Genomic DNA, 14,238 nt, shown 5'->3' on the forward strand with positions numbered 1-14,238 from the left:
TTTGTAAAAAAAAGATTAGACTTAGCAGCAATGTAATGAATTACACAATTTATGTGACACAACTACTACAATTAGTATGTATATGAATGCATCGGGTGCGCGCGAATTTTGGCATGAAAAAAAGCGGTTTTGTATGAAGAACATATGCGGGCGTATGTACTATACTACGCTAACGATGTTTTGCCTGTTGGGATTAACAGGTGCATCAGCGGGTAGTAACGCCAATACAACAGATATAGAGTTGAAGATTGGGATTGTGCAGCGGTTTGGGGATAACTCTTCTGAGTTGTTGCAGCTCTCTCCGACGAAAGGGGATAAATTACAGTTAAGTTTTCGCACGAGTAGCGGTCAACAGACTGTTAGTACAGATAAACCTGTACAATTAGAAATTGCGATGCAGCCCGTAAAGGAACCAGCAATTAATGAACAAGTAGTTTTAGGGATATTCCGCACTTTTGAGACAGCTGAAGATAATGCTAATAGGTGGCGCCAGTTGGGTATTGAAGTTGAAATTACCCAACCAGACCGCTGGCAGGTTTGGGCTTCTCGAGATGTGTATAACACTCCTTTATTACGACGGTTACTGTTGCAGAGCTTACAAGCGAGTGGTAGAAAAACTCCTTTCGTGGATACCGAAGTCCGAAAGCAAGTACCGCTTGTAAGTTGGGTAGTCGGAGACAAACGCTATAACGTGAATTCGCTGTCTATAAGTAGTCAGAAAAACTTGGTACTGGTAAACGAAGGCAAGAAACTTGATAGTAAAGACGCTTTAAACCCAGGTAATCAGCAAAATAAACAAGATAAAAAAGATACTTTAAACCCAGACAAAGCACGTTTATTCCCAGGAAAATTACAGTTACAGCCAAACGCCTATGGAAGCTACACGCTTGTAAATAACGTACCAATCGAAACGTATTTACGTGGAGTAGTGCCATATGAAATTGGGAATAATGCTCCAATGGCTGCACTTGAGGCACAGGCAATCATTGCCCGAACATATGCTTTGCGAAATATACGTAGATTTGCTGCTGATAATTATCAGCTATGCGCTGATACACATTGTCAGGTTTACTTTGGATTAAAAGGTGTTTCTACAAATACTGATAAAGCAATCACTAGTACAAGAGGCATGGTAGTAACGTATAAAAATGAACTTGTTGATGCTTTATATTCAGCGAGTACAGGAGGGGTAACGGCTTCATTTTCTGATGTGTGGAATGGAGACGACCGTTCGTACTTACGACCGATATTAGATGCACCGAACCCGATATGGAATTTACAAGGACAGTCACTACAGAAAGAAAATAACCTAATCGCGTTCATTAATCAAAAACAAGGGTTTAATGAAACGGGGTGGGAGCTATTTCGCTGGCGCCGAGAATCAAAAATTGAGGATATTACCAAAAGTTTGCAGAAATTTCTCGCAGTTAAGAAAAGTCCATTCGCCAAGCTGAAGGAAGTCCGAGATATGCAAGTACTCGAACGCAGCGACAGCGGACGAATTTTGAAACTAGAAATAAAGACTGATATTGGCTCGTTTAATCTAACCAAAGACGAAGTAAAGAGCGCATTCGCGCCACCAATAAGTACATTATTCTACTTAGAACCACTCAGCAAAGGCTCCAAAGATTTATGGGGATACGCTTTTGTTGGAGGGGGAATGGGACATGGCGTGGGATTAAGCCAAGTTGGAGCGCAAAATCTAGCTAAACTAGGTTGGTCAAGCGCGAGAATTCTTCAGTTTTATTACCCAGGCACACAAATTCAAGTTCTCAACGACAAACTCAAAAAATAGCCCTCATCAAAAAAGTAGCAAAAAAAAGGGAAAATAATTCCCTTTTGTGCTACCAGTCTTTCAACTACTATACTCGCCTCCAAATAGTTGATCACTCGTACAAGCAATCAAAAATTTACAGGATTCACGTATAAAACGTTCTTAACCCAGTTTATTAGTAGAGTTCTTCTTCCTTATGGGTTTCGATGGTGCAATCAGAGGTTGGATAAGCAACACAAGTAAGTACATATCCACCTTCCATTTGGTCATCATCTAGGAAGGATTGGTCAGACTGGTCTACAGTTCCGGCAGTAATTTTACCAGCACAGGTAGAGCAAGCACCAGCACGGCAGGAGTAAGGAAGGTCAAGACCCGCTTCTTCAGCAGCGTCTAAAATATAAGTATCATCTGCACAATCGATGGTAGTAGTACCTTCTTCACCAACTAGTGTTACTTTGTAGGTTGCCATTTTGTAATCCTCTATGTAAGCAAACGGACTGTGTAAGTTCTCACAAAGCAATATTGGCGGCTCTTCATATAAGATTAGCCGTCGTTTTTTATTTACTTCAATTCTGATACTACGAGAAAAACAAGACTATGTAACCGGAAATTCAACGCGATTAGTAATGAAATTTTCTTACCTATTACCGATAAGTTTTTATTATATTATTAACTAGCGTTAGGTAACTTATTAAGCATACTTGTAGCCAATTGACAACTTATTATTCCCTAATAGTATGTACAGAATTTGTGCGTAAAATACTATAAACAGAAACCCGATTTCTGAGTATAAATCACAACTTTTAGGCATAGTAGTAATGTACGATTCCTCAACACATGAGCCGAATGGACGTGTCGGTGTCGGCTTAATTGGTACAGGATATGCAGCAAAACTGCGGGCAGAAGCATTGCAGCAAGAGAAAAGAGCGTATTTAGTCGCAGTTGCTGGCAGTAACGAAACACACACCTCCTCCTTCGCAGCTTCTTATCAAGCTAAAGCGACTCTCGACTGGCGCCAATTAATTGAGTCAACCGATATTGATTTAGTCGTCGTATCCACTATTAATCGGGATCATAGTACTATTGCTCGTGCTGCGTTGGAACAGGGAAAGCACGTTGTTGTTGAATACCCTTTAGCGCTAGATACAACCGAGGCTTCTTTCCTAATTGCTCTCGCCAAAGAAAAAAACTTACTTCTTCACGTTGAACACATCGAACTCCTCGGTGGTTTACATCTAGCTATTAAACAACACTTATTAGATACTGGTCACATTTTTTACGTTCGTTATAACACTATTAAGCGGACTCACCCTGCTCCTCGTAAATGGACTTACAACCATGAGATGTTTGGTTTTCCGCTGACAGGCGCCTTATCGAGGTTACATCGTTTTACAGATTTATTCGGCAAAGTTTTAACGGTGAACTGTCACCAGCGTTTTTGGCAAGTCGAAGATAAATATTTCCAAAGTTGCTTCTGTGTCGCTCAACTTTCGTTCGCAAGCGGACTACTAGGACAGGTTATCTATGCTAAAGGTGAAACGCTTTGGCAAAACGAGCGTAGATTTGAAATCCACGGTGAACACGGAGGCTTAATTTTCAATGAAGATACTGGAGTACTAATACGCCCTGGAGAAACAATACCTATCGAAATGGGTAGCCGTAAAGGGCTATTTAGTCAAGATACAAGTATGGTTTTAGACCATCTTCTTGATGGCGCCCCACTATATGTCACTCCAGAACAGAGCTTATACACCATGAAGGTCGCAGATGCAGCTTTGCGTTCAGCAGAAACTGGTTTGACAATTGTTGTTGAAGATTGAAACCAGGTTTCTGGGGAAACCCGGTTTATTTTTATTTGTTACATTTTTTTGCGTGTATTTGTAACAACTAATTCAAACTCCCAACCCGGTATTTCCTTGACAGTTTCACTAATTCGTTGTAAAGAAAGTGAGCCGTTTAGACTCAAACTTTCGCGCGAGCGTACATTTGCAGCAACAACTTTGGAGCCATTTTGAGCGATTAAATCAAGTTCACAATCAGCCAATTTTGGAGGAAGTTTATCCGAGGGTGGATAGATACACACAGAGTAACCTTGCTCGCGATACTCGCGCGCAAGCTTTAAAAGTCGTTTGTGTTCGAGACGATTTTGATTTACTGAACTATTCATACGATTGTAAACCATCTCACTTACTATATTATTGTGTAGGTTTTTGCAAAAATCTTTATCTCAATGCTGTCGCTAATCTATCGTATTGTAACAGCATTCAAGAAAAGACCTACGTATGAACTAATACATCAAGGTTTGAAATTGAGCGATTCAACTAATTCATGGGATTAACAAAGCTGCAAAACTAATTATTGACCACTGCTTAAAATATGGCATTGGAACACTAGTAATAGGGTGGAATGAAGGATTTAAACTTAATGCGAACATTGGACGAGTTCAAAATCATAAATTTGTCCAAATGCCATTAGGTAAGTTAAAAGATAGATTAAAACAATTGTGTAATTTGTATGGTATTAGATTCCAAGAAACCGAGGAATCTTACACGTCGAAATCAAGCTATTTAGATGGAGACACTCTACCCGTTTATGGTGAAAAACCAGAGGGTTGGACAGCATCTGGTAGAAGGTTTCCGCGTGGTTTGTACACATGTGCTAATGGTTCAATTGTCAATTCGGATTTAAACGGTGCAGCGAATATTTTAAGAAAAGTAGCCGGAAGCTTAGGCATAGACCTAAGTAACTTGGGTAGGCGGACATTGACATCCGCAGCGAGAGTGAGATTGTGGCACGTTTCGAGTAAGAAACCTCTGTTGCAGGCTACTCTGTCCGCAGAATCTCAGACCCTAAAGGGCTGAGAGTGTCAAGGGATAGATTTTTACTTACTAAATAAGTTGGGTCAGGCGCCATATCAATTCTGATATGTAAAAATTCCTGACCGCTGCAAAATCCTTCGGCAAGAGCCACAGATAAACCGCGAATCCGAAAAGAACCATTAAGATTACGTCTCCGGCTCACAAAATCTGTTATCTGATAATCATCTACATAAATAATTCCATTCAGCGCATCTCGAACTGGTTTAACGATATTATCACTGTCAGGAACCGACGATTCATCACCATAGGGTGCATCATAATAATGAGTAATTGTTACTTGTATCGATTCTCCTAACGGCGCCCGATTATCCCAGTAAGCAACAGATGCTTCTTTTACTTTCTCTTTCCAAGCTTGCAGACGTTTACGTTCTTTAGTTTGATGAGAAACTGGTTTACCAATGACAACAAATTCAAATGGGAGCATTGGATTACTTGGGGTAAATGGTAGAAAAATTATCAGTTAATACCTATTTAGCTAATACCTATTTCACTTAATTGTGGCAAAAATAACACTTCATCTCACGTTCCTACTTAAATACTAACATAATTTTCATAGTAAGTATAAGAATTGACTTGAAGAAAAAAGCAAATAATACAAAAAATTGACGATTTAATTTAATCTCGTAGGATAGGCGTCTCGCCTGTCCTACAAATAGACAGACGGGCTGTCCTACATACATACAAATAAACAGACGGACTGTCCTACAAATAGACAGACGGACAGGCGGGGTGCCTATCCTACAATAAAAAAGCCTCTATTTGTTAGAGGCGCTTTAGATAAAATTACTTATTTGATAGTTGTATATTTACTTATCGTAATCGTATGGTGGGCAGTGCCCACCGTACAAATTACAAATTAGGGCAATCGAATATCAATAACAGTGGCATTAAAATTGTAATTAAAGCCTTCTAATTCAAATGGCATACCGATTTTGACTTTACTATTACCAAGAACGGGACCACCATCTGTTAAATTAGCTTTGCCTTCTAAGGTCAAAAGCATATCAGTGCTAAAGTTATTTTTTCTTGGGTCTGGTAATTCTTTGAGCGAACCATCAGGTTGAGGAACGCTTAGTGTTCTTGCTAGCTCTTGCACTGATTTAATTGCAATTTCACCGTAGGGTTGGTTTCTAATAATAATTTTAGTCTTACCACCTTTATGAAAATCTTTGCTGTACAACCTTTGTGGGTCGCGCACATTCAAACCCCGCACAACCAAGTCTACTTCTATTGGTACTATTTTACTATTTACTTGAGCAACTGAGCCTGTGGTTCCTGGAAAGAAGAAGATGCTAATCACCACTAATAAGATTACGAAGACGGCGCCGACATCAAGAAGGTTGAATCTGCCAAATAAGCGGCCTTTGGAATCTAAGATAGCCATAAAAAAAACTTCCTGTATTGAGCGAGTAATGGTAGCGATACAATAATATTCAGTTCTATTAAGTTATAAGTCATGAGTCATGCGACAGTGTATCACAACTTGTGATTTTAGGTAGTCATGTTAAAAAAAACGCATAATTTCTTCGTATGTTAAACCGCAGAAGCAATGTTTAGTCAAGCATCATATAATACTCTCATATATAGTATTTACACGCACATTGATGAGTAGAATATAAATGAAATTATGCAACTTATCGCACTTTTAAACCGTCACATACCCTTACGTTCTATCAAAACCCATGTAAGCCCGGAAGGTTATCGAGGTAATTTTAGATGAATTGGCAGCACAATTCTTGGAATTTAAATCAAAACATCTTTTCCAAACGGCGCCTGATATACCCGTTAATCTCTATAGCAGTCGCGTTATCACTCTTTTTAGGAACAGCGCTCCCTAGTCGAGCGATAGACTGGTTTCCACTTTTAATTCGGGGAGTGCAGGTACTTCAGCTATCTAATGTATCATCAGGACAAGAGTATGAGCTTGGCCAACAGATGAATCAACAAATTCTGGGCGGTGAAGTAAGACTTTACAATAATCCAGAAATTAATCGTTACATCCAAGAAATTGGTCAGCGTTTAGTTCCCTATACTGACCGTCCAAACCTTAAATATACCTTCCAAGTCGTTGACGAAGATAGCATTAACGCCTTTGCGACAACAGGAGGTTTTGTTTATGTTCATAAGGGCTTAATAAAAGCCGCAGACAATGAAGCTGAATTAGCAAGTGTAATTGGTCACGAAATTGGACATATCGGTGGTAAACATCTTTTGAGCCAAATGCGCCAACAGGCTGTTGCTAGCGGTATCGCAACCGCAGCAGGTGTTGACCGTAACCAAATTGTTGGCTTAGGTGTTAATCTTGCCTTGAACCTTCCTCGTAGTCGTCAAGATGAATTTGATGCTGACAAACGAGGTTTAAGAACTTTAAGCCGTGCTGGTTATGCTCAGTCAGCAATGGTTTCGTTTATGCAAAAACTACAAAAAAGCTCAAAAGGCTCGACTCCTGCTTTTCTAAGTACGCACCCCGCTGCTGCTGACCGTGTTGTTTCGCTTAGACGTGCGATAGCTGCTCAACCCTCTAATGGCAACGCTGGACTAGATAGCGCTGCGTATCGAGCCAATATTCGTTCTTTAAGGTAATGCATAATTTTATTAGGTTCCCGATTTCTTTAAGAAATTGGGAATTTATAATGACTGAAGTCCTTATTACGATTAAGCTCGTCGTTTTGATGGGGGAGCAAATTTGATATCGTTGGGGTTGACATACGCGACGATTTTTTCTAAAGGCAAAACGCGCGTCAAATTTTTGAGTACATTCACTTGATATACAACATTGTTGGTAATATCTAAACCTGTTAGCCAACCGCTGCGAGGATGATAGGCGCCAGTATCAATATCAAGCCAACCTTGACCATGAGCTAATTCACCTGGAGCGACACCGGGCATAGTAAAAGTTATAGTATGACCAATAATCATTAGCTTGTCAGGAAAATAAGGCTTTTGGATGCCATGAAATTCATCGCGTACCCAACATAGCTGTTCAGCGGTTTGTTCCTCAAAGGGCAGCGAAGGGTCTACACCAGCATGAACAAGCATAATATCACCTAAGTCTAAGTATGTAGGCAAGCTCATGAACCATTCCACATGGTCGTAGGGAACAATACCTTGTTGGTAAGAAGCTACCGTAGCTTGTCCACCACTATATAACCACGCTTGTACCGTTGGCGCCGGATTACGCCCTTGTGTGAGAATATTTATCAACATTTGCTCGTGATTTCCCAACAAGCAGTGATATTGATTTTCCATCACAAAAGATACTACCTTGGAACTTTGAGGACCTCGGTCAATCAAATCTCCAAGAAAGTAAATTGAATCAGACGAAGTTGGTGCAATAGCGTCCATCAGCGTCATCAGTCCTTTGTAGTGACCGTGAACATCCCCAATCACAATTCTACGGTGGCTTTCGGCGCTCATCAGTTTTTATTTTTACGCAACAAAAAATATTAAGAGTTGTTTTATCTATCTAACTAATATCTTGGCTACAGTCTAATTGAGTGATTTTCAGGAAAAAACAGTAAAAATTACTGCCTTCTTTCATTTTACTCAACCGTAACTCCAGCATTTTATATCCAAAGGATTATAACCTGGATGTCGTAGTCATTTCTAGTATGATTCAACTATAAGCGCGTAAATCATCTCAAGTATAATTTAAAACTATACTTTGTTACATAAGTAATAGTGATTTAATATACAAGTATCTTGAATTTGATTCAGGCATATGCAGGTAGCCATCAAAATACGAATAAAATGCAAAAGTATTGAATGCGTGGGAGTTTTAGGAAATGACGGAGTTTTCTGTAGAAGTCAGTTCTCGTATATGTCAACACATGAACGAAGACCATAGCAGCGCTGTGCTTATTTATGCTCAAGTGTTTGGTGGCTTGAAAGAAGCGCAAGCTGCTCAAATGCAAGCAATTGACGAGCGGGGAATGGATATAATAGCACAAGTCAACGGTGAAAGCGTATCAGTTCGTATAAGTTTTGACCACGTTTTGAAAGATTCCGAAGATGCTCACCATACTTTAATTGCGATGGTTAAGGAAGCGCGCGTGGAGGTATCAAGTTAGTTTGGCATGATAAAAGCGGGGGGAGGCAGTAGATCAAACTCTTAATTCCCCCAATAAAATCTAAAATCTATTCATTGTCGAAGACAAATCTAAAATCTAAAATCGATGGACAGGCGTTCTTTTCTAATTGGTACTTGTGCTATCTCCTCGCAGTTGCTGCTAGGATGTTCAGGGGATAAAAAGGTTAAGTTAAAGATTGAGTTGTTGAAAGATTCGCTACCGACTCAGGTAGTCGATCAATTTCGTCGTACTTTAAAACCCGATACAGAGCTAAATATTGCGCTTGTCGAGCAAATTCAAGACACCTTTAAGAAATTAGAGACTTGGCAATTAGAGAGACAAAAATCGAAACCTAGTCAAGAAAATAATAATCCGTTTGAGTGGATTAGTCGCCTCTTGCCTTTTGGAAAATCAGATAATAAAGTATCGACTGATTTGTTGACGTTAGGAGATTTTTGGCTTCGAGACGCAATTGAAAAAAAATTAATTCAACCAATAGATGTAAGTAAAGTTGAACAATGGTCAACTTTGCCCAAGCAATATCAAGCACTAGTAACACGCAACGAACAAGGACTCATAGACCCAAAGAGTACAAAAATTTGGGGCGCCCCTTATCGTTGGGGGAATACTATTATTGTTTATCGTCGCGATAAATTTGATAAAAACAAGTGGGCGCCACTGCGAGATTGGAATGATTTGTGGCGTGAAGAATTAAGCGACCGTATTTCTTTGCTCGACCATCCGCGCGAAGTAATTGGATTAGTTTTAAAAAGATTAAACCAATCTTATAATACACAAAATTTAGCTTCAGTTCCAGAGTTAGAAGGCGAATTAAAAAAATTAAATAAACAAGTTAAATTTTACGGTTCGACCAAATATATCGAACCTTTATTACTTGGTGACACATTAGTAGCAGTTGGTTGGTCACAAGATATATTACCAACTATCCTTCGCTATCCATCTCTTGCGGCAATTATTCCCCAATCTGGAACTGCACAATCAGCAGATATATGGGTTAGTCCAACTGGGCGCCAAAGCCAGCAAGAGCTTTTACAGCAATGGATTAATTTTCTACTCAAAGAAAATATTACTAAAGAAATTGCTGCATTAACCAAAGGTTATTCACCAATTACTAATGTAAAAATTGATGTATCGCAAGTCCCAGAACAACTGCGTGACCTATTAGTCATTAGCCCAGAAATTCTAAATAAAAGTGAATTTATACATCCTTTACCCCTCGATATTGAAAAAGAATATACTGATTTATTTGAGAGAATAAAAATATCTATTTAGTTAGTTTTCTGATTAAAGTTGTTCGGATTAAACTTGTGAAGGACGCATACGAAATCGATTTTGGGCATTCATATTAATTCTACAACTTGTGGGAGCCGTCTGAAAGTTACAAGTATAAGTACCGAGAAGTTCTTGCTGGTAATTAAAAACTCGAACATTGTAGCCATTATTACGCACAGTGCTACCTAAACGATTTATAAACTGGTAACGTTCAAGATAATCTAACAAACTCCAAATTTGTTGATTGACAATTAAATCAACGCGCGCGGATTCTTGATTAGTTGCCGGATAAGCAATCCAATTATCAAGTAATTTACTCTCCGAATTCTCCTTTGCCCACCACAAACTAGGAATAGTCAATTTGTCTTGATTAAAAGTCGTAGCTGTAGTTACACCTCTAGGATTTTTCAACATCTCTAAATCCAAAGGTGAATCTGAAGCTTTTATGAAAGCTTGTACTTGCGCGCGAGCAGGTTGTTGTGAATAATTCAAAAGACTAGTTAATACAACACATAAAAAAGTAGCTATAGATACCTTAGAAAATGCCACATTACATTTATTCATTGCCATTATTCAGAGTTCTTTTCTAACTAGTCACCAATCATAAATTATTAGTTCCCTAAGAGTTATTAAGAGCAACACAAAATTTGGCTTGTATAAAAAAGTACTAAGTAGTGACTTAAGTCTCTACCACTGCCCAACCAAAACGGCGCCTCTGGTAGACTTAAAATTGAACTAAAAATTGTGTAAAGGAGTATTAACAAATGGGCGAACTATTTGCGGCAGCGATATTACCCTTTAGCCTAATTTTCTTAGGTTGGGGTCTTGGTCAAGCACTGCTAAAGATCCAAGGAGCAGAAGAAGAATAAGAGTAGGGTGCGTGAAGGCTATAACAATTTTGAAACGAAGCTAGCATTTTATAGCCTTCACGCACCAGCGAATTATGAGTGATGTTACGCTAGCTCCGGTGCGTGACGCTATTAGACTTGCTTTTCGTTTCAAAATTTTGGTAGCGTCACGCACCCTACCTCAGCACTCATAAAGTTAAAAAAGTTGCCATCTAATGTTAAAGCGCTTAGATTCTGATAAGATTCTATTAATAAAGCTTTAAGTTTCGTAACAAACCCTCATGACATTACTAATCGTCGGTGCCACAGGCACCTTGGGAAGACAAGTGGCTCGTCGTGCTATCGATGAGGGGTATAAGGTGCGCTGTCTAGTAAGAAGTGCAAAAAGAGCAGCATTTCTTAAAGAGTGGGGAGCAGAACTAGTAGGGGGAGACTTGTGTTACCCTGACACTGTGGAACGTGCCCTAGAAGGTGTGACTGCTATCATTGATGCCGCAACCGCTCGTCCAACTGATTCTCTCAGAATTAAACAAGTAGACTGGGATGGTAAAGTTGGATTAATCCAAGCTGCTTCTAAAGCTGGTGTCGAACGCTTTGTAACGTTTTCGATTTTAAACGCTGATAGTTACCCAGATGTACCGCTTATGGAAATTAAGCGATGTACAGAATTATATTTAGCTGAGTCGGGTTTAAATTATACAGTCTTGCAACTTGCTGGTTTTATGCAAGGTTTAATTGGTCAGTATGGGATACCAATTTTAGAAGGACAGCCTGTTTGGGTAACAGGAGTTTCCTCACCAGTAGCTTATATGGATACGCAAGACATTGCAAAATTCGCAGTCCGAGCTTTACAGATCAAAGAAACTGAGAAGAGAACCTTTCCTGTAGTTGGAACCCGCGCGTGGAGTGCAGAAGAAATAATTGATGTATGTGAGCGTCTTTCTGGTAAAACCGCGCGTATTACCAGAATGCCTATAAATCTTTTGCGTGTAGTACGTGGCAGCTTACGCTTCTTCCAATGGGGATGGAATGTGTCCGACCGTTTGGCATTTACTGAAGTACTGGCAAGTGGTAAGCCTCTAAATGCTCCAATGGATGAAGTTTACAAGGTATTTGGGTTTTCTGAAAGCGAAACAACAACGCTGGAAAGTTATTTCCAAGAGTACTTCAACCGAATTATGAAAAAACTTAAAGAACTCGACTACGAAAAAAATAAATCTAAAAATAAAAAGCAGCAACCGAAAAGAACACCCTTTAACAAGGCAAATAGTCAATAGTTACACCTCTAAGATTCCCGACAACTTTTACGAATTCGGGAATCTTAGAGAGAAATTTCCGTGCAAAATGTGCAATGATTAACATAATATAAAGCATCTGGTGAAAAGTTTGGATATTTGAGTGTGCCGAAAGCTGGCATTATTTACAACGACATCAAGCCGATAGCGGAACGTATCGCTGTCGAGGTTAAGGACAAACTGACCGCTGCTGGTTGGGAAGTTTTGCTTACGACTGGTGTAGGCGGTATATTGGGCTACTCCACTCCCGATAGTCCTGTTTGTCATACGCCAATCGAAGGTCTTACACCTCCAGGTTTTGACTCGGACATGAAGTTTGTAGTCGTTTTGGGGGGAGATGGGACTGTATTGGCTGCTTCGCGTCAAGTTGCCCCCTGTGGTATTCCGGTGTTGGCTGTTAATACTGGTCACATGGGGTTTTTAACAGAAACCTATTTGAATAAATTACCTCAAGCTATAGATAGCTTACTTGCAGGTGATTACGAAATTGAAGAACGAACAATGCTCACAGTCAAAGTCTTCCGAAAAGAAAATGTGTTTTGGGAAGCGCTTTGTCTCAACGAAATGGTGCTACATCGAGAACCACTTACTTCGATGTGTCATTTTGAAATTGTTGTTGGGCGCCATGCTCCGGTTGATATTGCTGCCGACGGGGTAATTGTATCTACCCCAACAGGTTCCACAGCATATTCTTTAAGCGCTGGGGGTCCAGTAATTATACCTGGAGTTCCTGTACTACAGCTAGTACCAATTTGTCCGCATTCGCTTGCATCAAGAGCATTGGTGTTCCCAAATCATGAACCTGTAAATATTTACCCAGTAAACACACCACGTTTAGTCATGGTTGTTGACGGGAATGCTGGTTTTTATGTTTTACCGGAGGACAGAGTTTATTTAGAGCGCTCGCAATACCCTGCGAAGTTTGTTCGCTTGCAAAAACCTGAGTTTTTCAGGATTTTACGAGAAAAGCTAGGTTGGGGACTGCCTCACATCGCTAAACCGACTTCGGTTGAGTTACCTTGATTGTCAACTACCTACACTTTCCTACAGCAAACGTGTAGGTAGTTTACAACTTAAATTAAGATATTAAATTTACCGTAGTACTGTATGGTGGGCAATACCCACCATACGCACGTTATATATATAATTAGTAATATTTATTAATAGCACTCGTAGTTATTGTATGTACCTTTATTGAGTCAATCAGGAGGTACAAGATTTTGGTAGTTTGTAGCTTTTGCAAAAAAGTACTATCTTAATTCTTAATTTACCTATCAGGCGCCGTCATTGGTGTTTTGGAAAGTAACGAATGCTGTCTCTGGTTTTGTAAAATATGACGCTTGCTAACAATCCTTGTGTTTTAGTGATTGAAAGCGATGAAAGCTTGGCAAACCAGCTTTCCTTTGATTTAAAGGAAGCTGGTTATGAACCTGTTGTCGCACCTGATGCGGGATGCGGGTTGCGATATAGTCGCGAACGTGAACCAGCTTTAATCGTAGTTGACCGAATGCTTTCTGGTGAATCAGGACTGTCGCTGTGTAAAAGTATTCGAGGTTCCGGAACGCGCTCACCCGTGTTGATACTGATGGCACGTGATACAGTCGATGACCGTGTTGCATGTCTCGAAGCCGGAGCAGATGATTATTTTTTAAAACCTTATCGCTCTGAAGATTTTTTAAATTTGATTCGTTTGTATCTAAAACCTGATATAGATACTACTGAGCAGTTGCGTTTTGGTGACTTGGTGCTTGATATTGCGACTCGTCGTGCGATCACGAGCGGACGGACTATCGACTTGACGATGAAGGAATTTGAGCTTTTGAAGTTTTTGATGGAGCATCCGCGCGAAGTTTTGACGCGCGAGCAAATTCTCGAAAACGTCTGGGGTTACGATTTCATGGGTGAATCAAACGTGATTGAAGTTTACATTCGCTATCTACGTCTCAAAATTGAGGATGAAGGTCAAAAGCGCTTAATTCAAACTGTACGCGGTGTTGGTTATGTGTTAAGGGATACCTGAACTAAGTATTGGCACAGGGAATTAAGGCTTGCAGGTGTTTGCGGGGCGCCAAGTTCATA

At 39.8% G+C, this 14,238-nt stretch carries 16 protein-coding genes; 10 read left to right on the forward strand and 6 right to left on the reverse strand.

Features of this window, described 5'->3' with window-relative positions:
• Positions 1 to 133 precede the first annotated feature (133 nt).
• Positions 134 to 1,795, forward strand: coding sequence for a SpoIID/LytB domain-containing protein (locus tag AC2JBO_RS02675; RefSeq protein ID WP_496952073.1), 1,662 nt, complete (start codon positions 134 to 136; stop codon positions 1,793 to 1,795).
• A gap of 154 nt (positions 1,796 to 1,949) precedes the next feature.
• Here AC2JBO_RS02675 and AC2JBO_RS02680 read toward each other — a convergent pair whose 3' ends face one another.
• Positions 1,950 to 2,243 (reverse strand): ferredoxin, encoded by a 294-nt coding sequence (locus tag AC2JBO_RS02680; RefSeq protein ID WP_019493669.1) that lies wholly within the window; start codon positions 2,241 to 2,243, stop codon positions 1,950 to 1,952.
• Between the two features lie 349 nt (positions 2,244 to 2,592).
• Here AC2JBO_RS02680 and AC2JBO_RS02685 point away from each other — a divergent pair, with 349 nt between their 5' ends.
• On the forward strand, positions 2,593 to 3,594 hold the full coding sequence (locus tag AC2JBO_RS02685; protein WP_496952074.1) for a Gfo/Idh/MocA family protein: 1,002 nt from the start codon (positions 2,593 to 2,595) through the stop codon (positions 3,592 to 3,594).
• 38 nt (positions 3,595 to 3,632) lie between these two features.
• Here AC2JBO_RS02685 and AC2JBO_RS02690 read toward each other — a convergent pair whose 3' ends face one another.
• Positions 3,633 to 3,941: a hypothetical protein gene (locus AC2JBO_RS02690; RefSeq protein ID WP_496952075.1), complete on the reverse strand. Its 309-nt coding sequence runs from the start codon at positions 3,939 to 3,941 to the stop codon at positions 3,633 to 3,635.
• A gap of 214 nt (positions 3,942 to 4,155) precedes the next feature.
• On the opposite strand from AC2JBO_RS02690, the gene AC2JBO_RS02695 reads away from it, so the two are divergent.
• Positions 4,156 to 4,635 (forward strand): zinc ribbon domain-containing protein, encoded by a 480-nt coding sequence (locus AC2JBO_RS02695; protein WP_496952133.1) that lies wholly within the window; start codon positions 4,156 to 4,158, stop codon positions 4,633 to 4,635.
• Here the strand turns inward: AC2JBO_RS02695 and AC2JBO_RS02700 are convergent.
• Positions 4,598 to 5,077, reverse strand: a complete 480-nt coding sequence (locus AC2JBO_RS02700) for a RusA family crossover junction endodeoxyribonuclease (RefSeq protein WP_496952076.1) — start codon at positions 5,075 to 5,077, stop codon at positions 4,598 to 4,600. The genes AC2JBO_RS02695 and AC2JBO_RS02700 overlap by 38 nt on opposite strands.
• Before the next feature lie 432 nt (positions 5,078 to 5,509).
• Entirely contained in the window at positions 5,510 to 6,037 is a 528-nt protein-coding gene (locus AC2JBO_RS02705; RefSeq protein ID WP_496952077.1) for a DUF4330 domain-containing protein, read from the reverse strand.
• 332 nt (positions 6,038 to 6,369) lie between these two features.
• Here AC2JBO_RS02705 and AC2JBO_RS02710 point away from each other — a divergent pair, with 332 nt between their 5' ends.
• Positions 6,370 to 7,236, forward strand: coding sequence for a M48 family metallopeptidase (locus tag AC2JBO_RS02710; RefSeq protein WP_496952078.1), 867 nt, complete (start codon positions 6,370 to 6,372; stop codon positions 7,234 to 7,236).
• Between the two features lie 72 nt (positions 7,237 to 7,308).
• Here the strand turns inward: AC2JBO_RS02710 and AC2JBO_RS02715 are convergent, their stop codons facing one another.
• Positions 7,309 to 8,070, reverse strand: coding sequence for a metallophosphoesterase family protein (locus AC2JBO_RS02715; protein WP_496952079.1), 762 nt, complete (start codon positions 8,068 to 8,070; stop codon positions 7,309 to 7,311).
• A 368-nt stretch (positions 8,071 to 8,438) separates the two neighbouring features.
• Between AC2JBO_RS02715 and AC2JBO_RS02720 the strand changes: the two genes are divergently transcribed.
• A complete protein-coding gene (locus tag AC2JBO_RS02720) occupies positions 8,439 to 8,723 on the forward strand; it encodes a DUF2470 domain-containing protein (RefSeq protein WP_496952080.1) in 285 nt (94 codons plus the stop codon).
• Positions 8,724 to 8,828: 105 nt separating this feature from the next.
• Complete coding sequence (locus AC2JBO_RS02725) at positions 8,829 to 10,016, forward strand: extracellular solute-binding protein (RefSeq protein ID WP_496952081.1); 1,188 nt, start codon at positions 8,829 to 8,831, stop codon at positions 10,014 to 10,016.
• A 27-nt stretch (positions 10,017 to 10,043) separates the two neighbouring features.
• Here AC2JBO_RS02725 and AC2JBO_RS02730 read toward each other — a convergent pair whose 3' ends face one another.
• On the reverse strand, positions 10,044 to 10,580 hold the full coding sequence (locus AC2JBO_RS02730; protein ID WP_496952134.1) for a hypothetical protein: 537 nt from the start codon (positions 10,578 to 10,580) through the stop codon (positions 10,044 to 10,046).
• 200 nt (positions 10,581 to 10,780) lie between these two features.
• Here AC2JBO_RS02730 and petM point away from each other — a divergent pair, with 200 nt between their 5' ends.
• The 4 genes from petM to nblR all read left to right on the forward strand — a co-directional run bounded on the left by petM (position 10,781) and on the right by nblR (position 14,179).
• Positions 10,781 to 10,885: a cytochrome b6-f complex subunit PetM gene (gene petM, locus AC2JBO_RS02735; RefSeq protein WP_096689594.1), complete on the forward strand. Its 105-nt coding sequence runs from the start codon at positions 10,781 to 10,783 to the stop codon at positions 10,883 to 10,885.
• A 260-nt stretch (positions 10,886 to 11,145) separates the two neighbouring features.
• Positions 11,146 to 12,141, forward strand: a complete 996-nt coding sequence (locus AC2JBO_RS02740) for an SDR family oxidoreductase (RefSeq protein ID WP_496952082.1) — start codon at positions 11,146 to 11,148, stop codon at positions 12,139 to 12,141.
• Between the two features lie 123 nt (positions 12,142 to 12,264).
• Entirely contained in the window at positions 12,265 to 13,182 is a 918-nt protein-coding gene (locus AC2JBO_RS02745) for an NAD(+) kinase (RefSeq protein WP_496952083.1), read from the forward strand.
• Positions 13,183 to 13,492: 310 nt separating this feature from the next.
• On the forward strand, positions 13,493 to 14,179 hold the full coding sequence (gene nblR / locus AC2JBO_RS02750) for a response regulator transcription factor NblR (protein ID WP_496952084.1): 687 nt from the start codon (positions 13,493 to 13,495) through the stop codon (positions 14,177 to 14,179).
• Positions 14,180 to 14,238: the final 59 nt, after the last annotated feature.

Source organism: Calothrix sp. CBUCES-K 9914 (assembly GCF_059640475.1).

Excerpts from the sequence above, each read along its gene's own strand:
- AC2JBO_RS02725 (WP_496952081.1), top strand. The coding sequence starts at position 8,829 with ATGGACAGGCGTTCTTTTCTAATTGGTACTTGTGCTATCTCCTCGCAG.
- AC2JBO_RS02720 (WP_496952080.1), top strand. The coding sequence starts at position 8,439 with ATGACGGAGTTTTCTGTAGAAGTCAGTTCTCGTATATGTCAACACATG.
- AC2JBO_RS02680 (WP_019493669.1), bottom strand. The coding sequence starts at position 2,243 with ATGGCAACCTACAAAGTAACACTAGTTGGTGAAGAAGGTACTACTACC.
- AC2JBO_RS02730 (WP_496952134.1), bottom strand. The coding sequence starts at position 10,580 with ATGAATAAATGTAATGTGGCATTTTCTAAGGTATCTATAGCTACTTTT.
- nblR (WP_496952084.1), top strand. The coding sequence starts at position 13,493 with ATGACGCTTGCTAACAATCCTTGTGTTTTAGTGATTGAAAGCGATGAA.
- AC2JBO_RS02685 (WP_496952074.1), top strand. The coding sequence starts at position 2,593 with ATGTACGATTCCTCAACACATGAGCCGAATGGACGTGTCGGTGTCGGC.
- AC2JBO_RS02700 (WP_496952076.1), bottom strand. The coding sequence starts at position 5,077 with ATGCTCCCATTTGAATTTGTTGTCATTGGTAAACCAGTTTCTCATCAA.
- AC2JBO_RS02710 (WP_496952078.1), top strand. The coding sequence starts at position 6,370 with ATGAATTGGCAGCACAATTCTTGGAATTTAAATCAAAACATCTTTTCC.
- AC2JBO_RS02690 (WP_496952075.1), bottom strand. The coding sequence starts at position 3,941 with ATGAATAGTTCAGTAAATCAAAATCGTCTCGAACACAAACGACTTTTA.
- AC2JBO_RS02715 (WP_496952079.1), bottom strand. The coding sequence starts at position 8,070 with ATGAGCGCCGAAAGCCACCGTAGAATTGTGATTGGGGATGTTCACGGT.
- AC2JBO_RS02675 (WP_496952073.1), top strand. The coding sequence starts at position 134 with ATGAAGAACATATGCGGGCGTATGTACTATACTACGCTAACGATGTTT.
- AC2JBO_RS02740 (WP_496952082.1), top strand. The coding sequence starts at position 11,146 with ATGACATTACTAATCGTCGGTGCCACAGGCACCTTGGGAAGACAAGTG.
- petM (WP_096689594.1), top strand. The coding sequence starts at position 10,781 with ATGGGCGAACTATTTGCGGCAGCGATATTACCCTTTAGCCTAATTTTC.
- AC2JBO_RS02705 (WP_496952077.1), bottom strand. The coding sequence starts at position 6,037 with ATGGCTATCTTAGATTCCAAAGGCCGCTTATTTGGCAGATTCAACCTT.